Below are 25,702 nucleotides of genomic sequence, written 5' to 3'. Positions count from 1 at the left end.
GACAAGGGGCCGGCGGGGAAGGGGAACACCGGCGCGCCAGCCGGGTTTTTCCCGTTGACCCGTCAACTGATGGAGTCGCACCCTCAGGAGCAAGACCATGCAGATCACCCTGACGCCCGAAGCTACCGAGAAGATCAGGCAGTTTCTGGAGGAACACGATCCCAGGTCCGCCGCCGGGCTGCGTGTCGCCGTGCTCCCGGGCGGTTGTTCCGGTTTCCAGTACGGACTGAACATCGAAGAGGCTCCCGAAGACGACGACGAAGTGCTGGAGCTGGACGACTTCCGGGTATTCGTGGATCCCTTCAGCGCCCAGTACCTCGAGGGCGTACAGATCGACTATGTGTCCAGCATGATGGGACAAGGCTTCAGCTTCACCAATCCCCAGGCTTCGGGCGGATGCGGCTGCGGAAGCTCCTTCACGGTCTGATCCCGTTTCCGGTCCGAGCGGACCGCCCCAGGACCCCCGTGACGAACCCATCCCGCAGGTGATCCGTCTAAGGACCTTCACCGGCGCGGACGGCTTCCAGCAGAACGCGTGGCTGGCGATCTGCGATGCAACCCGCGAGACGCTGGTCATCGATCCGGGCGCAGCGGCGCCAGACATGTGCCGCGCGATCGAAGCGGACCATCTGGACGTAAAGGCCGTCGTGCTGACCCACGCCCACCTGGACCACGTCGAGGGGGTGCCCGACATCCGTACCGTCACGGACGCCCCGATCTTCCTCCACCCGGCCGATGGTTTCCTCTACCGGGCCGCGACCGAACAGGCGACTGCCTTCGGGGTGCACGCGCCGCGGCTGCCCGCCGTCGACGAAGCGCTTGCCCACGGGGACGAGCTCCGTTTCGGGAAGTGCGCCTTCCGCGTGCGCCACGCCCCCGGTCACTCTCCCGGTCATGTCGTGCTGGTCAATGAGGACGAGCGGATCGCCGTAGTGGCGGACGTCGTCTTCGCGGGTTCGATCGGACGCACCGACCTGCCGGGTGGAGACATGCAGCAGTTGCTGCACTCGATCCGCGAACAGGTGCTGACGCTCCCCGACGACACCCGTCTTCTGACCGGGCACGGTCCCGAGACCACGGTGGGATGGGAGCGCCGAACCAATCCCTTTCTGATGCCCTTCCAGGGAGGCGAGTTCGTGTGAGCCTGCCCGTGGCGGTGTTCGCGTCCGGTTCAGGCTCGAACCTGCAGGCCATCCTCGACTATCACGCCGGCCTCGACGCACCCCCCTGGCGCGTTGAGCTGGTCGTAAGCGACCAGGAAGACGCCAGGGTGCTCCAGCGCGGCCGCCATGCCGGGATTCGGGCTCGCTTTCTCCCGGTCGCCGGGCGATCGTCCGGCGATGTCGCGGGCGAAACGCTCGACCTCCTCCGCTCCAGCGAAATCGGGTTCGTCGCGCTGGCGGGTTACCTCCGGCTGATTCCCGCGCCTGTCGTCGCGGCGTTCCGCGAGCGGATGGTCAACATCCATCCCGCCCTTCTCCCGGCGTTCGGAGGGAAGGGGATGTACGGGATGCGCGTGCACGAGGCGGTGCTGGCTGCCGGTGCGACGGTAACCGGGCCCACCGTGCACTTCGTGGACGAGGAGTACGATCGGGGCCCGATCATCGCCCAGTGGCCGGTGCCGGTGCGGGCGGACGATGACCCACACACGCTCGCCGCCCGCGTGCTTCGCGTCGAGCATCTCCTCTATCCCCGGGTGGTGGACCAACTGGGCCGAGCGCTCGCCCGAGGGTGCCGGCCGGCGCCGTTTTCGCCGCCTGGAACTGCCTTCCTGGCGCATTCACGGGGCACCGTCGACCTTGAGCGCGCGATTTCCGCCGGCTTCACGGAGGTTGGGGGTCGGCTCCGCACGACACAGGAGCGAACATGACTCGACGACGGGCGCTGCTGAGCGTCTCGGACAAGAGCGGCATCGAAAAGTTCGCCCGCGGTCTCGTCCGCCGCGGATGGGAGATCGTCTCGACCGGGGGCACGGCGCGCGCGCTCGCCGACGCGGGGCTCCCTGTCAGGCAGGTGGCGGAAGTCACCTCACACCCGGAAATGATGGACGGGCGGGTCAAGACCCTGCACCCCGCTATCCATGCGGGAATCCTAGCCCGGAGCGGGAACAGGGACGACACGGCCGCGCTCGCCGGACAGGGCTACGCGCCCGTGGGCCTGGTGGCGGTCAACCTGTACCCGTTCCGGGAGACGGTGGCGAGAGGCGGCGTGTCGGTGGGTGATGCGATGGAGCAGGTGGACATAGGCGGACCCACCATGATCCGCGCGGCGGCGAAGAACCACGCCGATGTCTGGGCCGCGGTGGATCCCGCCGACTACCCGCGCGTGCTCGCGGCCCTGGACCGGGAGAAAGACAGCCCGGCGCTGCGCCGGGAGCTGGCGGTGAAGGTGTTCGCGCACACGAGCGGATACGACGATGCCGTGGCGGGATGGTTGGGGAAGGCCGGCGGGAGCGGAGGCGGCATGTTCCCGGCCCGCCTCGCGTTGTCCGCCGAACTGCAAGGCACGCTGCGCTACGGCGAGAACCCGGACCAGGAGGCCGCGTTCTACCGCTGGCGCGGACACGGAGTCGCCGGCCTGGCCGGCCTCGAGCAGCTCCACGGCAAGGCGCTCTCCTACAACAACTATCTCGACCTCGACGGCGCTCTCCAGTGCCTCGCTCCGTTCGCTTTCTCGGCGCGCCCCGCCGTGTGCATCGTCAAGCACACCACGCCCGCGGGGATGGCGCTCGCGGAGACGCTGGAAGAGGCCTATCTGCGTGCCCTGCGAACCGACCCGGTGAGCGCCTTCGGGTCCGTGATCGCGGTCAACCGGCGCATTGACGGCGCCACGGCCGCGCACATGTCGGAACTCTTTATCGAGTGCCTGGTCGCGCCCGCCTTTGACGACGAGGCCATGGAGATCCTGGCCCGCAAGTCCGGCCTGCGCCTGCTGGCCATGTCCGGTGACCCGGTTGCGGCCGCCGACTTGCCGCTCGACCCGGACCGCGTCGACTGGTGGCGGGAAGCCCCGTCCGAACACCGCGCTTCGGCAGCGTTCCTCGCGGCGCACGGCCGCCTCCCCGAACCGCGCACGCTGCGCACCGTCTCCGGCGGCCTGCTGGCGCAGTCGGTTCCATCGCCGCCTTTCTACGGGCTTGAGAGCGCGGAGTGGAAGGTCGTGACCCGCCGCACGCCCTCCGCGCGTGAACTCGACGACCTGGACTTCGCCTGGTCGGCGGTCGCGGGGGTGAAGTCGAACGCAATCCTGCTCGCGCGCGATGGCGCCACTCTGGGCATCGGCATGGGACAGGTGAGCCGGGTGGACGCCTCCGAGCTCGCGGTCAGAAAGGCCGCCGCCGCCGGGCTCGACCTTTCCGGGTGCGCCCTCGCCTCCGATGCCTTCTTCCCCTTCCGGGACGGTGTCGACGCAGCAGCGGCGGCCGGTGTTCGCGCCATCGTGCAACCAGGCGGTTCGATCCGCGACGAAGAGGTCATCGCCGCAGCGGACGAGCACGAGGTCGCGATGGTCTTCACGGGAAGGCGGCTCTTCCGGCACTGACGGGAGGCGGTTTTCCCGCCGGCCGACCTCGAACGGCCATCGGAGCCGCTGCGACGGCACCGGCCGGCAGGCCCGGCGTCCCGCGGGTCAGTTCGCGAATACGTCCAGTTTCAGATACGTGATCCGTCCCGCGATCCCGTAGGGCGACTCGGGGGCGTAGTTCAGGGACCAAAGCTGCGCGACATGGTCGTCCGGGAGCTGGGCCGGCAGCTTGTCGAACAGGTTGTTCGCACCCAGCCCTACCCGGATCCGGCCGTCGATCGTGAACGTGACTTCGACGTCCGCGATGGCCGCGCCGCTGATTTCGGTCGGATCTTCGAACACGGTGGGCACCATGATCGACCCCATGCGTCGCATGCGAACGCGGGCGCCGAGGCCCGACGCCCATCTCACGTCGCCGCTGAAGGCGATGCGCGTCCCGGGTTGAGCCCGGGTGATGAGCATCGTCTGCGTATCGCGGATGAAATGGGGGTTCCGGTTTGCGGTGATCGCCGTCTCGTTCCGGTGCAGACTGGCCGAGAGATCCGCGGCGCCCCACTCCATTTCGCGGAAGCGCCAGCCGGCCACGATGTCCAATCCCCGGGTGCGCGTGTCGATCGCGTTCGTCCAGAACGCCACCGCATCCACCGGTCGGCCCTGGAACTGCGCGTTGGCGCGCAGGCCGTGCTCGGCGCCGAGCGCCTCCGTGAGAGCGATCGCGTCTTCGACTGCCACGCGATAGTAGTCTGCGGTCAAACGGAATCCGCTCTGGTGCGCGAAGACCAGGCCTCCCGTGAGGCTGAGAGACGTCTCGTGGCCAAGCGAGCAGGCCTCGAAGTCCGCGCAGGCGATGGGATCGCCTTCGGGGAGAAACCCGTTCGTGCGCAGCCCGGCGCTGCTGCCTACGAAACCCAACGTGTTGAAGCCGCGCTGGGGCAGGCCCGGTGCCCGAAATCCGGTCGAGACCGCGGCCCGCAGGGCGATTCCCGACTCCCCCAGCTCAAGCCGGGTCGCCAGCCTGGCCGTGAGCGATCTGCCGGCGTCGCTGTAGTTCTCGAAGCGCAGCGCTCCTCCCAGCGTGAGCGCCTCGTCCCGGGGCCTGATCTCCGAGTCCGCATAGACGCCCACGCTGAGCCGGTCCCGTTCGCTCTCGACCGCGGACTGCGGGCTGTAGCCCGGGTAGCCCTGCATGCCGCAACTCGCCACCTCGGATCCATCCACGTTCAAGTCGTGCGCGGCGGGAAAGCTGCCGGCGGTATTGCCGGGCCCGCAGCCATAGCTCACGGGATCACCCGCGTCCATCCAGTAGCTTTCGCCGCGCAATGCCGCGCCCACGGCCAGCAGCCCCGGACTCGAACCCAGTTCCAGGTCGCGCTGGGCGTCGGCGTTCAGGTGCAATTGGCGAAGGGTCAGCGTCCCGCTGTGGGCCGAGCGGGGCCCCGCGGCGGCGCCGATTTCCGCAGCCGACGCCGCTGGATTGCCGGCGAGGTGCGCCGCGGCGTATGACGGGTTGATGGAGTTGGCCACGTCGAACGCGAAGCGACCCTGGCCGAAGCCGGCACTCAGTTCGGCCGACCACGCATCCAGCTCTCCCCGGAGCCCCGCGACCAGCGAAGCATCCACGAGGTCGGACTCCTCGGTAGGAAAAAAGCCGTCGGGGTACACGTAGGAGACGTTGCGAGGCACCCAGTCGGCCTTCCGGTACAGGCCGTCCGACACCGCGCTGCGGCGCGAAAAGCTGCCGAAGGCGAAGAGCTCCGCCGTCTCGCCGATGGGCAGTGCGGCATTCGCCATCACCGCGCCCCCCTCGTAGTCCGGTTCACCGTTGCGCGACAGGTACATCACCTTGCCCCCGTCCGCACACGGCGGATAGGCCGGATTCGGACCGAAGCAGGCAGGTGCTTCGCCACCCCTCTGGCTGGGCGTCTGCCGCGAGTATTCCCCCGTGAAGTTCAGGAATCCGCCGCGCTCCCCCAGCCCCAGCCCGACATTCCCGGAGGTCAGGAGCCGTTCGCCGTCTCCGAAAGAGGTGCGGCCCAGGTACGTGGACCACCTGGAGCCGGCGGCCGCATCCCTCAGGACGACGTTGATGACCCCGGCAATGGCGTCCGACCCGTACTGCGAGGCTGCACCCTCGCGTAGAACTTCGATGCGTTCGATGGCATGAATCGGGATGGCGCGCAGGTCGGTGCCGGTGGTGCCCATGCCCAGCATGGTGAGCACCTTGGCAAAGGCTATCCCGTGCCGGCGCTTGCCGTTGATCAGCACCAGCACCTGATCCGGGTTCATCCCGCGCAGCGTGGCCACGTGGAACGCCGCACCGTCGCCTACCGTCAAGCGCGTCGAGTTGAACGACGGCGCCATCCTCCCCAGCGCTTCGCCGAGATCGATGTCACCCAGGCGGGATAGCTCCTCGGAGCCGTAGATGTCCACCGGGACGGGGAGAAGCACCGGATCCCGTATCTGTGCCCGCGAACCGACCACGACCAGCAGGGAGTCCACGGCCAGAACCGTGTCCGGGAGTTCCTGTCCCACCGCCGGCGATGCCATCAGTGCCGGGAAGCTGCAGACGACCACCATCAGCACCGAGCCGCCGCGCGCCGACGTCCGATGGAGGCGGCAGTGCTTCGCGCGAGGCCGACGGGAGGGGAGCCGCACTGACAAACCGGCCATGGTGTCCTCCAACATGAGGCGCGTGAACGCGTGCGGATAACGCGCTGCCGGTTGCATGATGGAAACGGGTCCGAATGGCGGCAAGGCTCTTCCCGCGTTCCGCCTCCGCCGACCGGACGCTACACCGGGTTCGGTGTCGGTTACGCGGCTCTTGATTCCGGCGGCGAGCTGCGACGGTCTCGAATGGTGCCGGTCTCGCGATGCTGGGCAACCAAACGGGTCAGCTGAGCACGCGAAAGCCCGGTCACCCTGGAGAGGAACGTCTTCAGCAAGCTCTTGTCGCGCTTCCTGAGGTCGTGGTATTTGAATTTGTCCAGTGTCTTGCGGATGAAATCGTATATGGATTCACGGTTTTCGGTCCCCAACCCCGGGGCGTCGGCGACGTTCAGGAAGCGCCGAACCTGGTTGAGAGTGCGAAGACGCGTAATGCGGCGCATCACAGTTCACTCCTCGTGGTTCAAAGGTTGCCCGCGAGCCGTATTTCAGGCTCACTATTCTCAATTGTCGAACTCATTGTCATCATCTGCTGGCCGGGCCAGCTCCGGAGAATTGTCCTCCTGTCAGCTTGTGGGTTTGCGTCCCAAGTCTCGGGCTCATATTCCGGATCCGAACCATCGACGTGCGGCAGAAAGTGACCGTACAGTCGGCCAAGTACCTCGGGTAACGGACTCCTGCACGCGGCTCGTGCAAACGCCGTGCCGGATTCCGGATCGGCCACGCCGCCCGCGACTCCGAGCGCCTTCTGCCATACCCCGTGCCGTACCTCCGGTGCCCGGACCTTCGGCGGACACCGGAATCGCCCGCCTTCGAGGCAGTGCCTCCAGCGGTCTCCCGCGTCGGAGATCTCGCTCCGCGACAGGGTTTGCGGGCCGCCTCCGGAAGGTTTCGCCGGCCTGTGGCGCACCCCCGGAATCGGCCCGCGGGCGCTCCGTTCCGGCTTGACCGGGTGGGGGCGCATGGGTAGCTTTCTGCCACCCGAACTCCTGCGAAACCCCTCCACATGCGGGCGACTCGATGTCGGACGCCTACCTGCCGATCCTGCTCATCTTCGGGGTCTCCGCCCTCAACGCAGTGTTCATGGTGGCGTTGTCTCACATCCTCAATCCTCGCCGGCCAACTCCTCAAAAGGCAATGCCTTACGAGTCCGGCATGATCCCGCTGGGCGACACCCGGGCCCGCTTTTCCGTGAAGTTCTATCTCGTCGCCATCAGCTTCATCGTCTTCGACCTGGAAGCGGTCTTCCTCATCCCCTGGGCGGTCGAGATGCGCGCGCTGGGGTGGAGCGGATTCGTGGCTGCTTCCATCTTCGTGGCGGTGCTCACCGCGGGGTTGGTGTACGAATGGAAGAAAGGAGGTCTCGATTGGGACTGAGCGAAAAGCCTGCTGAGAGCCTTCCCGTGGCCTCCTCGCCGCCGGGCGGGGTATTGGGCGCGGGAACCCCGACGTTTCTGACCACGCGCCTCGATTTCGTCGTCAACTGGGCCCGTCGCAACTCGCTCTGGCCCATGCCCTTCGGCACCGCCTGCTGCGCCATCGAGATGATGGCCGCGGCCGCAAGCAACTTCGACTTGGCCCGCTTCGGGATGGAGCGCATGTCATTCAGCCCCCGCCAGGCCGACGTCCTGATCTGTGCGGGGCGGGTGCCCTACAAGCTCGCGCCCGTCCTGCGCCGCATCTGGGACCAGATGCCCCAGCCGAAGTGGGCCGTCTCGATGGGCGCCTGCGCTTCTTCCGGGGGCGTATTCGACGTGTATTCGATGGTGCAGGGGATCGACACCATCATCCCCGTGGACGTCTACGTGCCGGGCTGTCCGCCAAGACCGGAAGGGCTCATCTACGGGCTGATGATGATTCAGGAGAAGATCCGGCAGGAGAGCCTGAACGAGCACGGCGCGCTGCGCGCCGAGGATCCGGCAGAGGTGGCCCGCGCGCGCGCCGACGCCGACGAAGTGCTGGCGCTCTCCGGACCTTTCGGCAATTCGACCCGGCAGAACCGGGTGAGCGGCCCCACCGGATCCGACGCCTCCGACCGGCCCGACGACCGGATTCCGTGACCCGACCCGACCGCCACGGCATGTCGGCTTCCGCCACCGTTGAAGCTCTGCGCGCCGCATTCCCCGACGCCGTCGTGCGCGACCTGGTGCAATCCGGGGACCAGCAGGTGGTCTACATCGACCCCGGCCGCAACGCGGAGGTGCTGGACTGGCTGCGCACCGATCCCGGCGAGCGCTTCAACCTGCTGGTGGACGTTACCGCGGTCGATTACGGCGACGGGCGCCCGCTCGAGGTCGTCTACCAGCTCTGGTCCATCCCGCACCGCAAGGCGCTGCGGGTGAAGTGCGAGCTGCCGCTTTCCCGCCTCGCGATCGCCTCGGTGACCGCTCTCTGGAGCGCGGCCGACTGGCTCGAGCGCGAGGTCTACGATCTGTTCGGGGTCGAGTTCCGGGGGCATCCGGACCTACGCCGCATTCTCATGCCCGAGAACTATGCCGAAGGCCATCCCCTGCGGAAGGACTTCCCGCTGCGGGGCCGCTTCTCCCGCGCCGAGCAGACCCGGCGCGCCCTCTCGCAGGACATGGAGCAGTACTACATGCCGGAGGAACTGGAGGGACGTGGCGCGCCCCAGATCGTCCCCGCGGACGACTCGCCGGCCTCCGCCCCGGGGAGCACGGGCCGATGACGCGGCGGACGGTGGAGATCCCGGTGGGACGGGGAGCGGAGATGGGGATGGACGCCCGGCCCGCCATGGGACCGCTGGCGCCCGTCGATGTCGCCGAGCCCGACATCGGGTCCGAGGAGATGCTCATCAACATCGGGCCCCAGCACCCCGCCACGCACGGCGTGCTGAGGCTCATCTGCGAACTGGACGGGGAGACCGTGCTGTCGGTCACGCCGCACATCGGCTACCTGCACTCCTCCTTCGAGAAGCTGGGCGAGTACCGCACGTATAACCAGATCGTGCCGCTGACCGACCGCATGGACTACCTGGCGCCGCTGATCTACAACTGCGCCTACGCCATGGCGGTCGAGAAGCTGATGGGCATCGAGGTCACCGAGCGCTGCAAGGTGGTGCGCGTGATCTGCCTGGAGTTGGACCGCATCTTCTCGCACCTGCTCTGGCTGGGCACCACCGCCATCGACGTGGGGGCCTTCACGCCCTTCCTGTACGCATTCCAGGAGCGCGAGCGCATCTACCAGCTGCACGAGGAGCTGACGGGCGCGCGCATCACGACCTCCGCCACCCGCGTGGGGGGCATGATGTCGGACCTGCCGCCCGGCTGGGCGGAGGGCGTGCGCGAGTTCATCGACACCTTCCCCCGCACCCTGAACGAGATCGACGCGCTGCTCACCACCAACGCGATCCACCAGGGCCGCACCATGAATATCGGCGCGATCGGCCCCGAAGACGCGATCGACTGTGGCCTTACCGGCCCCAACCTGCGCGCCAGCGGGGTGGACTACGACGTGCGCAAGGACCGGCCCTACTACGACTACGAGACTTACGACTTCGAAGTCCCGGTCGGCGAGAACGGGGACTGCTACGACCGCTACCTCGTGCGCATGGAGGAGATGCGCCAGAGCGTCGCCATCCTGCACCAGGCGCTGGACCGTCTTCCCGATGGCCCCATCAACGTGCAGGACCCGCGCATCAGCCTACCGAGCAAGACCGACTGCATGAGCGACATGGAGTCGATGATCCACCACTTCAAGCTGATCATGGACGGCATCGACGCGCCCGCCGAGGACTGCTACTTCTCCGTCGAGGGGTCGAAGGGGGAGCTCGGCATGTACCTGGTGGGCGACGGGGGCCCCAAGCCGGTGCGCTGGCGCATCCGCCCGCCCTCCTTCGTCAACCTGTCCGCGATCGCGAAGCTGGCCGAGGGGCACCTGGTGGCCGACCTCATCATGATCAACGCGAGCCTCGACATCGTCCTGGGCGAGATCGACCGATGAGCGCTCCCGCCCGCGTGCCGTTCCGCAACCCCGGCTGGGCCGGCAACACGGGCGAGTTCGACCTTACCGAAGCGGATGTGCGCGGCACCGATTTCGTGGGCGAGCGGCCTCTCGACGGAGGCCACGAATCGGCGGCTCCCTCGTATCCCTACATGCTCCCCGACAAGGATCCGGACGCGGTCCTCTTCGAGGGTCCCTATCGGGAGCGCTTCGAGAAGATTCGCACGCGCTACCCGACCGCGCGCGCCGCCCTCATTCCGACGCTGAACCTGGCCCAGGAGCTGCGCGGCCACGTCTCCCCCGAGACGATGGACGAGGTGGCGGCGCTGCTCGGCCTGGCGTCCGCCGAGGTGCGCGGGACGGTCACCTTCTACACGATGTACAACAAGCAGCCGGTGGGGCGTTTCCTCATCCAGGTCTGCACCAACATCAGCTGCAGCCTGTGCAAGGGCGAGGAGGTGCTCGACGCCTTCCTGCGGCACACGGGCACCGAGCTGGGTGAAACCTCCGGGGACGGCGACTTCACCGTCATCGAGGTGGAGTGCCTGGCCGCGTGCGGCTTCCCGGTGGCCGTGCAGATCAATTCCCGCTACTACGAGAACGTGCTGCCGGACGACGTGCCCGCCCTCCTGCAGCGCCTCAGGGAGCACGGCGAGTAGATGGCCTACCCCTACGTGCACGAGCGCGAGGTGCGCATGATCTCGCGCAACTTCGGGGATCCCGCGGCGCGCACGCTCGACGGATACCGGGAGCGGGGCGGATACAACGGGCTCGAGCGAGCCTTCGAGATCGGGCCGGCCGCGGTGATCGACGAAGTGAAGGCATCGGGACTGCGGGGCAGGGGAGGAGCCGGGTTCCCCACCGGGCTCAAGTGGAGCTTCATGCCGAAGGCGGGGGTCAAGCCGCATTACCTGCTGTGCAACGCCGACGAATCGGAGCCCGGCACCTTCAAGGACCGCGAGCTGATTCGCTGGGATCCCCATCAGTTGATCGAAGGGTGCCTTATTGCAGCCTATGCGATGGGTTCGCGGCACGCCTACATCTATCTCCGCGGCGAGTTCTTCGAAGCCAGCCAGGTCATGGCGCGGGCGGTCGAGGAGGCGTACGAGCGAGGGTTTGCCGGGCGCCGCATCCTGGGCTCGGAAAACGACATCGAGGTGACCGTGCACGTGGGTGCCGGGGCATACATCTGCGGTGAAGAGACCGGCCTCATGAACTCCCTCGAGGGCCGTCGCGGGGAGCCGCGGGTCAAGCCGCCCTTCCCGGCCGCCGTGGGCGTGTATTCGATGCCCACGACCATCAACAACGTCGAGACGCTGGCGGCCGTGCCCCACATCGTGGAGCACGGGGGCGAGTGGTACCGGCAGTGGGGCACCGACAAGTCCCCCGGCACCAAGCTCTTTTGCGTGAGCGGCCACGTGGAGAAGCCCGGCAACTACGAGCTGCCGCTGGGCTTTCCGATGATGGAGCTGATCGAGGATGTGTGCGGCGGCATGGCCGGAGGACGGGCGCTCAAGTCCGTGATCCCGGGCGGCAGTTCCGTTCCGCTCATGGATGTCGAGGATTGCCGGGAATGCACGCTGTGCTATGAGGGGGTGGAGGCCGCGGGCTCGATGCTCGGCTGCGCCTCGGTCATCGTGATGGACGACCGCACCAACATCGTGCGGGAGGTGCGGCGCATGGTCCAGTTCTATGCGCACGAGTCCTGCGGGCAGTGCACCCCCTGCCGCGAGGGCACTCCCTGGATGACGCAGGTGCTTCGCCGCATCGAAGCGGGCGGGGGCACCGAGGCCGACCTGGACACCCTGCTCGACATGAGCGCCCAGATGACCGGCACCACCATCTGCGTGCTCTCCGATTCGGCGGCGGCCCCGGTGGTCTCCTCCATCGAGAAGTTCCGGGACGAGTACCTGGCCCTGATCCACGGCGCCGAGAGAGCGGAGGTCGCGTGAGCACCGTCACCCTGACCATCGACGGCCAGCGGGTCACGGTCCCCGAGGGCACTTCGCTGCTGCATGCGGCCGAGGAGATCGGCGTGGAGGTGCCGCACTACTGCTATCATGCCGCGCTGTCCGCGCCCGCCCAGTGCCGCCTCTGCCTGGTGGACGTGGAAGGCGCACCCAAGCCCATGCCCTCCTGCGTCACCCAGGCCCAGGACGGCCAGGTGGTGCGCACCGACGAGGGGCTGGCGCGCGAGATGCGCAAGGGCGTGCTCGAGTTCTACCTCATCAACCACCCGCTGGACTGTCCCATCTGCGACCAGTCCGGGGAGTGCAAGCTGCAGGACTACGTCCACTCCGAGGGCCGCGCGCACGGCCGCGGGGTCGAGCCCAAGCGCGTGTTCGGCCGAGACGACTTCGGAGGCGACGTCCTCTTCTACGGCGACCGCTGCGTCATGTGCACCCGCTGCGTGCGCTTCATGGAAGAAATGGCGCAGGACCCGGTGCTGACGGTGGTCGAGCGGGGCGACCGGGCGGTCATCGACACCTTCTTCGAGCAGGGACTGAAGGACTCCTCCTGGTCGGGCAACATCGTCGACATCTGCCCGGTGGGGGCACTGGTCTCCAAGGACTTCCTGCACAAGGCGCGCGCCTGGGATCTCGACCACACCCCGTCCGTGTGCCCCAACTGCTCTCAGGGATGCAACGTCGACATCCACACCCGCGACAACGTGGTGCATCGGCTCAAGCCCCGGGAGAACCCGGAAGTCAACGGCCACTGGATGTGCGACTACGGCCGCGGCCACTACGAGTGGATGAACCGGATCGACCGGATCGAGGAGCCCTTTGCGCGAGGGGACGGCGGCTGGTCGGCGCCCGGATGGCACGGAGCTCTCGCCTCGTTGCGGGAGCGGCTCCAGGATTGCCGCGCTCCCGTCCACGCCGTCGCTTCCGCGCACGCATCCAACGAGGATCTGGCCGCCCTGCGGGAGCTGGTGGAGCGAATCGACGGAGGCGACATCGTGTACCGCTCGGCGAGAGCCCCGGACGAGGTCCCGCTGCCCGGCTTCCCCGTGCTGGCCCGCCGCCGCGACCTGGCGCCCAACACACGCGGCGCAGAACTGCTGGGGATGCGCCGGGTCGGAGGCGACGACGCCGGCGGAGGGCTGGACGAGGTGGCGGCGAGCACCGGCACGCTGATCGTGCTGGGCGATGAACTGGCCGACCAGCCGGAGGACTTCGGCTCGCGTGCGGAGCTCTTCGTGTATCTCGGAGCCCACCCGGCGCCGGCCGCCCGCAGCGCGCACTTCGTGCTCCCGGTCACCACCTTCGCGGAGCAGGAGGGGACCTTCACCAACGTGCAGACCCGTGTGCAGCGCTTCGAGCCCGCGCTCAGGGCCCCCGGGAGCGCCCAGCCCGCGTGGCAGGTGCTCGGCGCACTGACCGCCTCCCTCGCGGGAGAACGATGAACGAACTCTCGTCCACGGCCTTCCTGATCGCCGCCGCCGTCAAGGTGCTGGCCGTGTTCACGGCGCTGATGGTGGCGATCATGTACGCCACCTGGGCCGAGCGGCGCCTGTCGGCCTTCATCCAGGATCGCCTGGGGCCGAACCGGGTGGGCCCGTTCGGGCTCCTGCAGCCCATCGCCGACGGCCTCAAGAACATCATCAAGGAGGAGACCGACCCGGCCACTGCATCGCGCTTCTTCTTCGTTCTGGGCCCGATGCTGTCGATCATGCCGGCGCTGGTCACATTCGCCGTGATTCCCTTCGCCGCCCCGCTGCCCACGCCGTGGGGGACGGTGGACATGATCGTCGCAGACCTGCCGGTAGGGGTGCTCTACATCCTCGCCATCGGCTCGCTCGGGGTGTACGGGATCTTCCTGGGCGGCTGGTCGTCCAACAACAAGTACGCGCTTCTGGGCGGCCTGCGCGCCTCCGCCCAGATGGTGAGCTACGAGGTCGGGCTGGGGCTCTCGCTGATCCCGGTCATGATGCTCGCGGGCAACGTCACCCTCACCCGGATGGTCGCCGATCAGCAGCTGGGGCTGTGGTACATCCTCCCCCTGTCGCTCGGCTTCCTGCTCTTCCTCATCTCGGCATTCGCGGAGACCAACCGGCTGCCCTTCGACATGCCGGAGGCCGAGTCCGAGCTCGTGACCGGATACCACACCGAGTATTCGTCCATGAAGTTCAGCATGTTCTTCATCGCCGAGTATGCGCACGTGATCACGGCTTCGGCGCTCATGGCCACGCTCTTCCTGGGCGGCTGGGACATCCCCTTCTGGTCGGGGGACAACTTCATCCCGTACGAGGGCGGGCTCATCTCCGGATTTACCGCGGCGGGCGACCCCATCCCGGCGCAGCTGTCGATCTGGACCACGCTGCTCACCCTGGGCGCCTTCATGCTCAAGACCACCTTCTTCGTGGTCCTCTACATCTGGGTGCGCTGGACCCTTCCGCGCTTCCGCTACGACCAGGTCATGCACCTGGGCTGGAAGGTGATGCTGCCCACCGCGCTCGCCTACGTCATGCTCGTGGGCGCCACCATCCTGGTGCTGGATCAGCTGGGGGTGTCCGGCGGCCCGGGCTTCGCCCTGGCGCTGACCGGAGTGAGCCTCGTCGCCACCGCCATGTTCGCCCTCTACCTCGACCGCGGCCGCATCATCACCGGGGCCGCGCCAGCCGGACGGGCTGCGCGCCCGGCGCCGGCCGCCCACCCATGATCCCGCGGGAGTCGCAATGGCCATATCGGTGAAAGTGATACGCCGGCCCGAAGCGGCCCGGAGTTCGTACCTGAGAGCCGCCCTCAAGGGGATGTCGCTGACCTTCCGGCACATGGTCAACCCGCGCAAGGTGACGCGCAGCTATCCCGAGGAACCCACGGAACTCCATCCCCGCTGGCGCGGCACCCACCGCATGGAGGTGCACGCCGACGGGCGTCCCAAGTGCGTCGCCTGCGGTCTCTGCCCCACGGTCTGCCCGGCCAACTGCATCCGCCTGGTGGGCGGCGAGGACGATCAGGGCAACCGCTACCCCATCGTCTACGAGATCGACGAGTTCCGCTGCATCTTCTGCGGCATGTGCCAGGAGGTGTGCCCGGTGGAGGCGATCCACGTGGGCCAGCACTTCGAGAACGCCGAGTACACGCGCGAGCGCTTCGTCTACGACCTCGACCGGCTGATGGAGCAGGAGCACCCGGTCACCGCGCTCTGGGACCCCTCCGACCCCGCATCGGAGTGAGGGGATGGAGCTGATCCTCTTCTACGTCTTCGCCGTGACCGTGGTGGGCGGAGGCATCGGGGTGGTGGCGAGCCGGAATCCGGTGGCCAGCCTCATGTTCATGGTGGTGTCGCTGGCGAGCGTGGCCGGGATCTACGTGCTCCTGGAAGCGCACTTCCTGGCCGCCATTCAGGTCATGGTCTACGCCGGCGCCATCATGGTGCTTTTCCTGTTCGTGATCATGCTCCTGAACCTGGGGCACGACTACCGGGACGACCTGGTGCGCGGGCTCTATGCCGTGTGCGCCTTCGTCGTCTCGGGGGCGATCTGCGGTATCCTCGCCACCCGGTTCGGCGGCGCGGAGACGAGCCCCCTTTACGAGAGCTTCCCGGGCGCGGCGGCGATGGACCTGGAGCTGGCCGAGCGGGGTGCGGTGTCGCTGATCGCACGGCCGCTCTTCCAGGAATACGTGGTTCCATTCGAGATCACCGGAATCCTGCTGCTGGTCGCGGTGGTCGGCGCCGTCGCGCTGGCGAAGAAGCGGGTGTGAGGAGCGCCGCGTGCTGACCGAAGCCCTGACCACCAGCGCCCTGCTGTTCGTGATCGGCACCTTCGGGGTGCTCGTGCGCCGGAACGCCATCATCATGTTCCTCTGCATCGAGCTCCAGCTGAACGCGGTGAACCTGGCTCTGGTGGCCTTTTCCCGGTACGTGGGCGTGGAGGGACAGGTCTTCGTCTTCTTCGTCATGACGGTGGCGGCCGCGGAAGCCGCGGTCGGACTCGCGATCATCATCTCCATATTCCGGCACTACCGGACCGTCAACGTGGACAACTTCAACCTGCTCAAGTGGTAGCTGGATGACGCTCGCGCCGCTCTCCGGACTCCTCCAGGAAGGCGCCCAGCCGGCCGCATACGAGCCGGTTCTGCCCGGGCTCATCGTCCTGCTGCCCCTGCTGGGCTTCGTGGTCAACGGCATCCTCGCGATGCGGGTGGGCGCGCGCGCTGCGGCGGCGGTGCGCGCGGGCGGCGACGGACCCGAGCATCCGGACGACGGGCACAAGCGCTGGGTCACGCTGGTGGGGCCGGGGGTGGTCGGGCTCTCGTTCGTGCTCGTGCTGCTCAACTTCGCGGGGATGTTCCACGCGGATCCGCACGATCCCGTGGTGGTCAGCTACTGGAGCTGGATGGTCACCGGGACGCTGGAAGTCGACGCGGCGCTCCAACTGGACCAGCTCAGCATGATCATGATGCTGGTCGTGACCGGCGTCGGCTTCCTGATCCACGTGTTCAGCGTCGGCTACATGCACGACGACCCCGGCTACGCGCGCTACTTCTCCTACCTCAACCTCTTCGTCTTCTTCATGCTGGTGCTCGTGCTGGGGGCGAGCTTCCCGGTCATGTTCGTGGGCTGGGAGGGCGTGGGGCTGTGCAGCTACCTGCTGATCGGCTTCTGGTTCCAGGACCGCGAGAAGGCCGACGCCGGCAAGAAGGCCTTCATCGTCAACCGCATCGGCGACTTCGGGTTCCTGGTGGCGATGTTCCTGGTGTTCACCAGCTTCGGCACCCTCGCGTTCCCGGAAGTCTTCGGCGAAGCCCCGGCGCTGCTCGAGTACGGAGGCGTCACCGTCACCGCGATCACGCTGTTCCTGTTCCTGGGAGCGGCGGGCAAGAGCGCCCAGATCCCGCTGTACGTCTGGCTGCCGGACGCGATGGCCGGTCCCACGCCGGTCTCCGCGCTGATCCATGCCGCGACCATGGTGACGGCGGGCGTCTACATGGTGGCGCGGACGTCGGTCCTCTTCGCCCTGGCTCCCGTGAGCAGCGCCGTCGTGGCCGCGGTGGGCGTGCTCACCGCGCTCCTCGCCGCGACCATCGCGCTCGCGCAGTACGACATCAAGAAGGTGCTCGCCTACTCCACCATTTCCCAGCTCGGCTACATGTTCCTGGCCGTCGGGGTGGGGGCGTACTACGTCGGCATCTTCCACCTCATGACCCACGCCTTCTTCAAGGCGCTCCTCTTCCTGGGGTCGGGGGCGGTGATCCACGCCATGCATCACGCGCTGCACCGCACCCACAGCCACGCCGACCCCCAGGACATGCGCAACATGGGCGGGCTGCGCGCATCGATGCCGGTCACCTGGATCACCATGTGGATCGCGACCCTGGCCATCGCGGGCGTCTGGCCGCTGGCCGGGTTCTTCTCCAAGGACGAGATCATCTGGTACGCCGGCCTGGCCGCCTCGAGCAGCTACCCGGCGCTCTTCACGGTGCTCTGGGTGCTCGCGCTGGCGACGGCGCTGCTCACCGCCATCTACATGACCCGCCTCATGGTGATGACCTTCCACGGCGCCAACCGCACGGGGCGCGAGGAGGCGCGGCACCTGCACGAGGCGCCCCGGGTCATGACCATCCCGCTCATCCTGCTGGCGATCCTCTCCGTCGTGGGCGGGTGGGTAAACGTCCCGGAGGAGGTAGCCGCGTCGGTGCTCGGCTTGGCCGGGGCGCTGCCCACCTCGGAATGGCTGCACCACTGGCTTGAGCCGATTACAGCCAGCGCGACGGAAATCCGCTACGAGCATCTGGGAGAGCCCGCCCACGCCGCCCCCTTCGGCGGCGGCGAGGTGCTATGGGCGGGACTGTCCACGCTGGCCGCGCTGGCGCTGGTCCTGTTCACCGCGCGCGCCGCGGCCCGCTGGAAGGTGGTGCCCGCCGCCCGGGCCGCCGCACCCACGGGATTGGGGAGCCTGCTCTTCAACAAGTGGTACGTCGACGAGTTCTACGACCGCTTCGTGGTCCAGCCGGTCCTCGCGGCCTCGCGCTTCGCCTGGCGCGTCATCGACGCCGTCCTGATCGACGGCGCGGTCAACGGGCTCGGGCTGGTGACGCGCGCCGGAGGCGCCTTCGTGAGCCTGTTCCAGACCGGGCAGGTCAACACCTACGCCCTCGTCCTCACGCTCGGGGTCCTCGCGATCCTGGGCTTCGTGGTCTTCTAGGGAGCCGGTCATGACGAGCCTGCTGCAAGCGGTCGCGTTCGACTCCTGGATCCTGCACGTGCTGGTGTGGGGTCCGATGGCTGCGATGCTGCACGTGCTGCTCGAGGACGATGAGCGATCCGGGCACATCGCCTTCGGCTGGACGCTCGCGCTCTTCGTGGTGAGCCTCGGCCTCTGGTGGTCCTTCACGGTCGGGGATCCGGGCTTTCAGATGGCGTCGAGCGTGCCCTGGATCGAAGCGTGGGGCGTGCACTACGCGCTCGGCATCGACGGCATCTCGCTGTTCATGGTGCTGCTGTCCTGCTTCACGGCCCCGATCACCATTCTCGGCTCGTTCCGCTACATCACCCGCCGCCGGAAGTCCTTCTACGCCCTGATGCTTCTGCTGCAGACCGGTATCATCGGCGTCTTCACGGCGCTCGATCTGATGCTGTTCTACGTCTTCTTCGAGCTCACCCTGGTGCCGATGTACTTCATCGTCGGGGTCTGGGGGGGCAAGCGCCGCATCTACGCCGCGGTGAAGTTCTTCCTGTACACGGCGGTGGGGTCGCTGCTGATGCTGGTCGGGATCCTCTACCTCTACGCCGCGACCGCGGGCGCCGGAGACGGATCGTTCGCCTATCTGGACATCCTCGGCGTGTCGCTCTCGATGCGCGAGCAGCTCTGGCTGTTCGCCGCCTTCGCGCTCGCGTTCTCCATCAAGGTGCCGCTGTTCCCCTTCCACACCTGGCTGCCGGACGCGCACGTGGAGGCTCCCACGCCGGGCTCGGTGGTGCTGGCCGCGATCCTGCTCAAGATGGGCACCTACGGGTTCCTGCGCTTCCTGCTGCCGTTCTTCCCCGCCGCCTCCCAGCACCCCTCGGTGGTGACCGTGATGCTGGTGCTCGGCACGGCGGGCATCGTGTACGCCGCCTGGGTGGCGGCAGTGCAGCCGGACGCCAAGAAGCTGGTGGCCTACACCTCGGTGGCGCACATGGGCTTCGTGGTGATCGGCATTTTCGCCCTGACGCTGAACGGAATTCAGGGAGGGCTCGTGGTGATGATCTCGCACGGCATCTCCACCGGGGCGCTCTTCCTCATCCTGGGCATGCTGTACGAGCGCCGCCACACCCGGCTGACCGGGGAGTTCGGCGGCCTCGCACGCGTCGCGCCCATGCTCGCCCTGGCCCTCGTGATCACGGCCCTGGCTTCGATCGGCCTCCCCGGCACAAGCGGCTTCGTCGGCGAGTTCCTGGCGCTTCTGGGCACCTTCGAGACACACCCCGTCACCGCCGTCATCGCCACCAGCGGCGTCATCTTCGCCGCCTACTACATGCTGCCCATGGTGCAGCGGGTGCTCTTCAACGAGCTGGACCGCGAGGAGAACCGGTCGATGCCCGACCTCTCCCGCCGGGAGATCTTCATCCTCTCGCCCATGGTCGCGCTCATGATCGTGATCGGAGTCGCGCCCACGCCGATTCTCGAGCGCATGGAGCCGAGCGTGGAAGCCATCCTGGAGCGCGTCCACACGACCCCGCCCGCCGAGGAGCCGGCCGACTCATGACGCTCGACTTCTCCACCCCCGCGCACTACCTGCTGGCGCTGCTTCCCGAGATCGTGCTCTCGGTCTGGGGGACCGGGGTGCTGCTGGCCGGCGTCTGGAAGGGCGGCGCGACCTCGGCGCCGCGCGCCGGCTCGGGGAATCTGGCGGTTCTGGCGATGGTGGGCGTGCTCGCGGCGGCCGTCGCCAACGGGTGGCTGTACGGGCTGACACCGGGGCAGGGAAGCACGATGATCGCCGTCGACCGCTTCCACCTCTTCGCCAACTGGATCTTCCTGCTCGCGGCCATGCTCGCGCTGGCCATCTCGCCCGCCTACGTGCGCCGCCAGCGCTTGCAGGAGGGGGAGTTCCACGCTCTGGTGCTCTTCGCCACGGTGGGCATGATGCTCATGGGCGGCACGCGCGACCTGATCGTGATCTTCCTGGCCCTGGAGGTGATGTCGATCAGCGCCTACGTGCTGTCGGGCTTCAATCGGCGCGATCCGAAGTCGGCGGAATCGGGGCTCAAGTACTTCCTGCTGGGCGCCTTCTCCACCGGCTTTCTTCTCTACGGAATCGCGCTGGTATACGGAGCCACGGGCAGCACCAACCTGGGGCTCATCGCTCTGGCCATCGGCTCGGGTGCGGCGGTGGCGGGGCTGCTCCACGTCGGCATCGCGCTGCTGGCCATCGGCTTCGCCTTCAAGGTCTCGGCGATCCCGTTCCACATGTGGACGCCCGACGTCTACGAGGGCGCCCCTTCGCCGGTGACGGCCTTCATGTCGGCGAGCGTGAAGGCAGCGGCGTTCGTCGCCTTCGCCCGCGTCTTCCTGGTCGGATTCGGGGGCATCCCCGAGAGCTGGTACGCGATCGGGTGGTGGCTCGCGGCGCTCACCATGGTGATCGCCAACGTCATCGCCCTGGCCCAGACCAACGTCAAGCGGCTGCTGGCCTATTCCAGCATCGCTCACGCCGGCTACCTGCTGGTGGCCATCGTGGCCCTGAATCAGAACGCCACCGCGGGACTGCTGTTCTACCTGCTGGTCTACACCGCGATGAACATCGGCGCGTTCGCAGTGATCCTGTGCGTTTCAGGGCACGGCGAGGAGCGGCTCGGTCTCCACCGGTACGCGGGGCTCGGGGCCAGGCATCCCGCTCTGGCCGTCTGCCTGACCATCTTTCTCCTCTCCCTTGCCGGCTTCCCCGGCACGGGCGGGTTCATGGGCAAGATCTTCATTCTGCAGGGAGCGGCCGAGGCCGGACTCTGGACCCTTTCCGTGATTTTCGTCCTCACGACCGTGGTGTCGTACTATTACTACCTGCGGATCGCATGGTACATGTGGATGCGGGAAGCGGCGGAATCCGACGAGCCGGACCCCGTGACCGTGCCCCTGACCATGCGCTTCGCGATGGGCGCGGCGGTGGCGGTCGTAATCGGTCTGGGCGTCTTCCCGGGCGGGGGCGTGGGATTCGCCCGCGCGGGTGCGGAAGGACTGCTGACGGCAGGAGCACTGCTCCTGGGCGCCGCTCCCTAGCGGGATGAGTTCAGCGCATCCGCACTAGTGCGCGACAGCGGATCGCCAGGCATCCGCGAGACATCACACGGCACGCAACCACTTCCGGGCTGTACCGGTTTTGAGCTTTTCTCCCGAGATCTTCCGGCAATACGACATCCGGGGCATCGTTGGCGAAACCATCGACAGCGAGGTGGCCCGCGCCACCGGGAGCGCCCTGGTCACTGCGGTGAGCGCACGGGGCGGCGATGCCCGTCCCCGCATCGTGGTCGGGAGCGACAACCGTCCCAGCTCGGACGGCCTGGCCGACGCGCTCTCGGAGGGCATCCGCTCGGCGGGCGGACACGTCGTCAGCCTCGGCACGGTACCGACCCCGGTGACCTACTGGGCCGAGCGCGAGCTGGCGGCGGCAGGGGGCGCTCAGATCACCGGCAGCCACAACCCCCCCGAATGGAACGGAATCAAGATGACCGTGGGTGGCCGCCCGCTGTACGGCGAAGGGATTCAGGAGCTGCGGCGGCGGATCGATGAAGGAGTGGCGCGTCGTGGACCGGGCACCCTGGAACGCGTCGACGTTCTCGACCGGTACGTCGCGGACATCGCGGGCCGGTTCGAGGAAACCGTGCCGCTGAAGGTGGTCGTGGACTGCGCCAACGCTTCCGGGGCGCTCACCGCGGTGCCTGTGCTGGAGGCGATCGGAGCCGAGGTGATCCCCCTCTACTGCGAGCTCGACGGGACCTTCCCGAACCATCACCCCGATCCCACGGTCGACGAGAACATCGTGGACCTGGCGGCGAGGGTTCGCCGGACCGGCGCGGCCCTGGGCGTCGGCTTCGACGGCGACGCCGACCGCATCGGGGTCGTGGACGAGACCGGCGCGGTGGTCCGGGGCGACATCCTGCTTCTCCTCTTCGGCCTGGAGGTGCTCGAACGCCGGGGTCCGGGCGAGAAGCTGGTCTTCGACGTGAAGTGCTCCCAGGTGCTGCCGCGCGTTTTCGAGTCGGCGGGGGGCGTCCCCGTCATGTGGGCGACCGGACACTCCCTCATCAAGGAGAAGATGCATGCCACCGGAGCGGTCATCGGTGGTGAACTCTCCGGGCACATCTGCTTCGCCGACGAGTACATCGGGGTGGACGACGCCGTCTACGCCGCGTGCCGGCTTCTGCGCCTGCTCGCCGCGTCCGGACGCTCGCTCTCGGCGCTGGTGGCGGATCTGCCTCGCTACGCATCGACCCCGGAGTACCGTATCGAGGTGGCCGAGCACATCAAGCACGACATCGCCGAAGCCGCCCGCGAACATTTCTCCCGGAGCCACGAGGTGATCGCGGTGGACGGTGCACGCATCCTCTTCGACGGAGGCTGGGGCCTGTTGAGAGCATCCAATACCCAGCCCGTCCTCGCGGCGCGCTACGAAGCCGACACCGATATCCGCCTCGGGGAGATCCAGCGCGAGGTCGAGGACTGGCTCCGGGCCCGAGGCGTCGGTGTCTGAGGCGCGCCCTCGCCCGTGGCGCGGCGGCCGCGTTCTGGTCGCCTCGATCGTGGCCGGGGCCGCGGTGCTTCTGGTCGTGCGCGAAGCCATCGACCTCTACGTCGAAGTTCTCTGGTTCGGGGCCAACGGGTATCTCGACGTCTTCTGGACCCGCACGCTGGCGCGCTGGGGGGTGCGCATCCTGGTCATGCTGGCCGTCGGCGCGATGGTCTACGCGAACGTGCGCCTGTTCGCGGTCGCGGTGCGCGCGCTCAGGATCCGCAGGCGTTTCGCCAACCTGGAGATATCGGAGAGAATCCCCGGCGTCTGGATCTCGCGCGGCACGCTCGTGATCTCGGTGCTGGCGGCGCTCTGGTTCAGCGCCGTGGTTCCCCCCGAAGCGGGACTGGCTCTGCTGCTCCTGCTGCGGGCCCCCGCGTGGGGGCTGAGCGACCCGGTCCTCGGGCACGATGTGTCCTTCTACATATTCGCCCTGCCGGTGATGAGCGGGATTCTCGCCTTCGCGCTCCTGCTGATCTTCTTCCTCTTCAGCCTCTCCATCGCAATCTACGCGGCCACCGGCGCCCTCCGCCTGACGCGCAAGGGACTCGGGCTGGAAGATCTGGCGCGCCGCCACCTCACCCTCCTGGTCACGACGTTTCTGGTCCTGCTGGCCGTACGCTTCCAGGTCGCCCGCTACATCCTCCTGCTCGACGGCAACTCCGGCGTGCAGGGGCTGTTCGGCTTCACCGACGCCGTCGCCCGCCTGCCCGCGTTGACGGCGCTCGCCGTGGTCGCACTGGGTTCGGCGGCCCTGGTGGCATGGGGAGGCTCGCGGCGCAAGGTCGTCCCGACCGCAATCGGGCTCGGCGCGACGGTCGTGGGCACGCTCGTGCTGGCTCAGCTCTACCCGGCGACCGTGCAGCGCTTTCGCGTCGAGCCCAACGAGCTCGAGAGCGAAACCCCCTTTATCGAGCACAACCTGGAGTTCACGCGCATCGGGTTCGGGCTCGACGAGTTGCGGCGTGAGCGCTTCGACTACCGCGGGACGACCGAAGAACCGCGCGCGATGGCCGTCGCCAGCCAATTCGGCGGGCTGCCGGTCTGGACTCCGGGCGCGCTCCTGACCACGTATCGGCAGCTGGAGGCCCGCTTCCGCTACTACGAGTTCAGCGATGTCGCCATCGATCGCTACCGGGGCCCGGACGGCCTGGTGCCGGTCGCGCTGGCGGTGCGCGAGATCGAGCCCGGCGGCATCGAGGACCGCAACTGGCAGAACCTCCACATCCGCGAGCGCTACATCGCGGGAATGGGCGCGGTTGCCAGCGCGGCGGGGGAGCACACCCCGGAGGGGCGGCCGTCGACGATCCTGTCCGCGATCCCGCCCGAGTTCGCGGAAGGCACGGCGGCGCCCGAGAGGCTGCGCCTGGTACGGCCTTCCGTGTTCTTCGGCATTCGCCCACAGGCCTACGCGATCATCAATCCGACCACCGAAGCCTTTCTCGACCCCGAGGGCCGGCCCGGCCAGGCCGGAGTGGACTATCCGGAAGGCATCCTGCTGGATTCCTGGCTGCGCAAGGTTCTGCTCGCGTTCCGCTTCCGCGATACCAACCTGCTGTTCGCCTCCGAGGTCTCGCCCCGCAGCCGTTTCGTCTTTCGGCGCCAGGTGACGGCGCGGGCGCGCGATATCGCCCCCTTCCTGCGCTTTGCCGAATCGCCCTATCCGGTGGTGCACGAGGGCCGCGTGGTCTGGATGCTCGACGCCTTCACCGCCACCCGCCATTTCCCGCTGGCGAGCGCCTACGACCTGGAAGCGCGTTCTGCGGTGACCTATGTGCGCAACAGCGTGAAGGTCACCGTGGACGGGGTGACCGGGCGTGTCGCCTTCTATGTGGCTGACGAGAGCGATCCGTTGCTTGAAGCCTACCGGCGCGTCCTTCCCGGCCTCTTTCAACCCATGGACGAGATGCCTCCCGGGCTCCGCGAACACATTCGCTATCCGCGCGCGCTTCTCAGCCTGCAGGGCCGGGTGCTGTTTCAGTATCATCTGGAAACCGCCCCTTCCTTCCACGGCCAGGAAGACGTGTGGGCGCCCGCCACGGAGCTCGCCCAGGGCACCAATCCGGTCCCCTACAGGCCCGAGTACGCCATCTACCGGCTGCCCGGCGTGCGGGAGCCCGAGTACCTGCTGAGCACCGCCTTCGTACCGGCCGGCCGACAGAACCTGACCGCCCTGCTGGTCGCGCGCAGCGACGGGGACAACTACGGCGAGCTCCTGCTCTACGACATTCCGGTCGAGGATCAGGTCCCCGGCCCCCGCCTGGTGGAGGCGCTCGTGGAACAGGATCCCTTCATCTCCCAGCAGCTCTCGCTCTGGCGGCAGGGGGGAAGCGACGTCTGGACCGGTCACCTGCACATCGTGCCCGTGGACGGCACGCTCATGTACATGGAACCGATCTTCCTGGCAGCCGAGTCGGACGCGATTCCCGAGCTCCGCCAGTTCGTCGTCAGCGATGGCCGCCGGGTGGCGATGCAGCCGACCCTGGACGCCACCGTGGCGGCGCTCGCAGCCATGGCCGCGCCCGACGCGCCCGAGGAAGTGGTCGACACCCGGGACCTGGTGGAACTGCGGGAACTGGCCACCGACACGTCGGCCTGGCCGGGCGACGCCCTGGATCTGCTCGACCGCGCGGAGGAAGCGCTCCGGGCCGGCGATTTCGCCGGTTTCGGCGCGCGTCTGCGCGAGTTGCGCGACCTGCTGGAGCGCTTCGAGGACCAGGCCGGTTCATGAGCCGCGCCGGATTCTTGATCGTGAGCGGATGACCGGGTAACTTGGCCGGTCGCCTCTTCCGGCGACTCTCCCGCAGCGTCCTCCACGGCCACAGCGCCGCGCCGAC

General features: G+C 68.0%; 22 protein-coding genes. 20 read left to right on the top strand and 2 right to left on the bottom strand.

What is annotated here, in order from left to right:
* The first annotated feature begins 97 nt into the window (after nucleotides 1-97).
* The 4 genes from OXU32_17330 to purH are packed head-to-tail and all read left to right on the top strand — an operon-like array spanning nucleotide 98 to nucleotide 3,540.
* Complete coding sequence (locus OXU32_17330; protein MDE0075716.1) at nucleotides 98-427, top strand: iron-sulfur cluster assembly accessory protein; 330 nt, start codon at nucleotides 98-100, stop codon at nucleotides 425-427.
* A 58-nt stretch (nucleotides 428-485) separates the two neighbouring features.
* On the top strand, nucleotides 486-1,142 hold the full coding sequence (locus OXU32_17325) for an MBL fold metallo-hydrolase (GenBank protein ID MDE0075715.1): 657 nt from the start codon (nucleotides 486-488) through the stop codon (nucleotides 1,140-1,142).
* Entirely contained in the window at nucleotides 1,139-1,870 is a 732-nt protein-coding gene (locus OXU32_17320) for a phosphoribosylglycinamide formyltransferase (GenBank protein ID MDE0075714.1), read from the top strand. Before OXU32_17325 ends, OXU32_17320 begins: the two co-directional genes overlap by 4 nt.
* Nucleotides 1,867-3,540, top strand: a complete 1,674-nt coding sequence (purH, locus tag OXU32_17315) for a bifunctional phosphoribosylaminoimidazolecarboxamide formyltransferase/IMP cyclohydrolase (GenBank protein ID MDE0075713.1) — start codon at nucleotides 1,867-1,869, stop codon at nucleotides 3,538-3,540. Before OXU32_17320 ends, purH begins: the two co-directional genes overlap by 4 nt.
* 87 nt (nucleotides 3,541-3,627) lie before the next feature.
* Here purH and OXU32_17310 read toward each other — a convergent pair whose 3' ends face one another.
* Nucleotides 3,628-6,192, bottom strand: coding sequence for a TonB-dependent receptor (locus tag OXU32_17310; GenBank protein MDE0075712.1), 2,565 nt, complete (start codon nucleotides 6,190-6,192; stop codon nucleotides 3,628-3,630).
* A gap of 140 nt (nucleotides 6,193-6,332) precedes the next feature.
* Nucleotides 6,333-6,629, bottom strand: a complete 297-nt coding sequence (locus OXU32_17305; protein MDE0075711.1) for a hypothetical protein — start codon at nucleotides 6,627-6,629, stop codon at nucleotides 6,333-6,335.
* Nucleotides 6,630-7,206: 577 nt separating this feature from the next.
* Between OXU32_17305 and ndhC the strand changes: the two genes are divergently transcribed.
* From ndhC to OXU32_17225, 16 genes are all read left to right on the top strand, one after another.
* On the top strand, nucleotides 7,207-7,563 hold the full coding sequence (gene ndhC, locus OXU32_17300) for an NADH-quinone oxidoreductase subunit A (GenBank protein MDE0075710.1): 357 nt from the start codon (nucleotides 7,207-7,209) through the stop codon (nucleotides 7,561-7,563).
* Between the two features lie 26 nt (nucleotides 7,564-7,589).
* The gene (gene nuoB, locus OXU32_17295) at nucleotides 7,590-8,246 is read left to right on the top strand and encodes an NADH-quinone oxidoreductase subunit NuoB (protein MDE0075709.1); all 657 of its coding nucleotides are present in this window, start codon (nucleotides 7,590-7,592) and stop codon (nucleotides 8,244-8,246) included.
* Nucleotides 8,243-8,872, top strand: coding sequence for an NADH-quinone oxidoreductase subunit C (locus OXU32_17290; protein MDE0075708.1), 630 nt, complete (start codon nucleotides 8,243-8,245; stop codon nucleotides 8,870-8,872). The genes nuoB and OXU32_17290 overlap by 4 nt, the downstream gene beginning before the upstream one ends.
* A gap of 65 nt (nucleotides 8,873-8,937) precedes the next feature.
* A complete protein-coding gene (gene nuoD / locus OXU32_17285; GenBank protein ID MDE0075707.1) occupies nucleotides 8,938-10,146 on the top strand; it encodes an NADH dehydrogenase (quinone) subunit D in 1,209 nt (402 codons plus the stop codon).
* Nucleotides 10,143-10,805 (top strand): NAD(P)H-dependent oxidoreductase subunit E, encoded by a 663-nt coding sequence (locus OXU32_17280; GenBank protein ID MDE0075706.1) that lies wholly within the window; start codon nucleotides 10,143-10,145, stop codon nucleotides 10,803-10,805. Before nuoD ends, OXU32_17280 begins: the two co-directional genes overlap by 4 nt.
* The gene (nuoF, locus tag OXU32_17275; protein MDE0075705.1) at nucleotides 10,806-12,098 is read left to right on the top strand and encodes an NADH-quinone oxidoreductase subunit NuoF; all 1,293 of its coding nucleotides are present in this window, start codon (nucleotides 10,806-10,808) and stop codon (nucleotides 12,096-12,098) included.
* Nucleotides 12,095-13,555 (top strand): 2Fe-2S iron-sulfur cluster-binding protein, encoded by a 1,461-nt coding sequence (locus tag OXU32_17270; GenBank protein ID MDE0075704.1) that lies wholly within the window; start codon nucleotides 12,095-12,097, stop codon nucleotides 13,553-13,555. The genes nuoF and OXU32_17270 overlap by 4 nt, the downstream gene beginning before the upstream one ends.
* Nucleotides 13,552-14,811 carry an NADH-quinone oxidoreductase subunit NuoH gene (gene nuoH / locus OXU32_17265; GenBank protein ID MDE0075703.1) on the top strand — a complete coding sequence of 420 codons (1,260 nt, stop codon included), beginning with the start codon at nucleotides 13,552-13,554 and terminating at the stop codon, nucleotides 14,809-14,811. The genes OXU32_17270 and nuoH overlap by 4 nt, the downstream gene beginning before the upstream one ends.
* A 28-nt stretch (nucleotides 14,812-14,839) precedes the next feature.
* Entirely contained in the window at nucleotides 14,840-15,328 is a 489-nt protein-coding gene (locus OXU32_17260; protein MDE0075702.1) for an NADH-quinone oxidoreductase subunit I, read from the top strand.
* Between the two features lie 4 nt (nucleotides 15,329-15,332).
* Complete coding sequence (locus tag OXU32_17255) at nucleotides 15,333-15,857, top strand: NADH-quinone oxidoreductase subunit J (protein MDE0075701.1); 525 nt, start codon at nucleotides 15,333-15,335, stop codon at nucleotides 15,855-15,857.
* A 10-nt stretch (nucleotides 15,858-15,867) separates the two neighbouring features.
* On the top strand, nucleotides 15,868-16,161 hold the full coding sequence (gene nuoK, locus OXU32_17250; GenBank protein ID MDE0075700.1) for an NADH-quinone oxidoreductase subunit NuoK: 294 nt from the start codon (nucleotides 15,868-15,870) through the stop codon (nucleotides 16,159-16,161).
* A gap of 4 nt (nucleotides 16,162-16,165) precedes the next feature.
* Entirely contained in the window at nucleotides 16,166-18,301 is a 2,136-nt protein-coding gene (gene nuoL / locus OXU32_17245; GenBank protein ID MDE0075699.1) for an NADH-quinone oxidoreductase subunit L, read from the top strand.
* A 10-nt stretch (nucleotides 18,302-18,311) separates the two neighbouring features.
* Entirely contained in the window at nucleotides 18,312-19,844 is a 1,533-nt protein-coding gene (locus OXU32_17240; protein ID MDE0075698.1) for an NADH-quinone oxidoreductase subunit M, read from the top strand.
* Nucleotides 19,841-21,355: an NADH-quinone oxidoreductase subunit N gene (locus OXU32_17235; protein ID MDE0075697.1), complete on the top strand. Its 1,515-nt coding sequence runs from the start codon at nucleotides 19,841-19,843 to the stop codon at nucleotides 21,353-21,355. Before OXU32_17240 ends, OXU32_17235 begins: the two co-directional genes overlap by 4 nt.
* Nucleotides 21,356-21,455: 100 nt before the next feature.
* The gene (locus tag OXU32_17230) at nucleotides 21,456-22,826 is read left to right on the top strand and encodes a phosphomannomutase/phosphoglucomutase (GenBank protein MDE0075696.1); all 1,371 of its coding nucleotides are present in this window, start codon (nucleotides 21,456-21,458) and stop codon (nucleotides 22,824-22,826) included.
* Nucleotides 22,819-25,596 (top strand): UPF0182 family protein, encoded by a 2,778-nt coding sequence (locus OXU32_17225; GenBank protein ID MDE0075695.1) that lies wholly within the window; start codon nucleotides 22,819-22,821, stop codon nucleotides 25,594-25,596. Before OXU32_17230 ends, OXU32_17225 begins: the two co-directional genes overlap by 8 nt.
* Nucleotides 25,597-25,702 lie beyond the last annotated feature (106 nt).

This window comes from Gammaproteobacteria bacterium (assembly GCA_028819075.1).
Classification (GTDB): domain Bacteria; phylum Gemmatimonadota; class Gemmatimonadetes; order Longimicrobiales; family Gaopeijiaceae; genus BD2-11.
Note: the sequence above shows the minus strand (reverse complement) of the source record. Positions and strands in the feature narration are given on the sequence as shown.

Bases quoted from the DNA above. Each gene is read 5' to 3' on its own strand.
- OXU32_17330 (MDE0075716.1), top strand. From the start codon at position 98: ATGCAGATCACCCTGACGCCCGAAGCTACCGAGAAGATCAGGCAGTTT.
- purH (MDE0075713.1), top strand. From the start codon at position 1,867: ATGACTCGACGACGGGCGCTGCTGAGCGTCTCGGACAAGAGCGGCATC.
- OXU32_17310 (MDE0075712.1), bottom strand. From the start codon at position 6,192: ATGGCCGGTTTGTCAGTGCGGCTCCCCTCCCGTCGGCCTCGCGCGAAG.
- OXU32_17305 (MDE0075711.1), bottom strand. From the start codon at position 6,629: ATGCGCCGCATTACGCGTCTTCGCACTCTCAACCAGGTTCGGCGCTTC.
- ndhC (MDE0075710.1), top strand. From the start codon at position 7,207: ATGTCGGACGCCTACCTGCCGATCCTGCTCATCTTCGGGGTCTCCGCC.
- nuoD (MDE0075707.1), top strand. From the start codon at position 8,938: ATGGGACCGCTGGCGCCCGTCGATGTCGCCGAGCCCGACATCGGGTCC.
- OXU32_17280 (MDE0075706.1), top strand. From the start codon at position 10,143: ATGAGCGCTCCCGCCCGCGTGCCGTTCCGCAACCCCGGCTGGGCCGGC.
- nuoF (MDE0075705.1), top strand. From the start codon at position 10,806: ATGGCCTACCCCTACGTGCACGAGCGCGAGGTGCGCATGATCTCGCGC.
- nuoH (MDE0075703.1), top strand. From the start codon at position 13,552: ATGAACGAACTCTCGTCCACGGCCTTCCTGATCGCCGCCGCCGTCAAG.
- OXU32_17255 (MDE0075701.1), top strand. From the start codon at position 15,333: ATGGAGCTGATCCTCTTCTACGTCTTCGCCGTGACCGTGGTGGGCGGA.
- nuoL (MDE0075699.1), top strand. From the start codon at position 16,166: ATGACGCTCGCGCCGCTCTCCGGACTCCTCCAGGAAGGCGCCCAGCCG.
- OXU32_17240 (MDE0075698.1), top strand. From the start codon at position 18,312: ATGACGAGCCTGCTGCAAGCGGTCGCGTTCGACTCCTGGATCCTGCAC.
- OXU32_17235 (MDE0075697.1), top strand. From the start codon at position 19,841: ATGACGCTCGACTTCTCCACCCCCGCGCACTACCTGCTGGCGCTGCTT.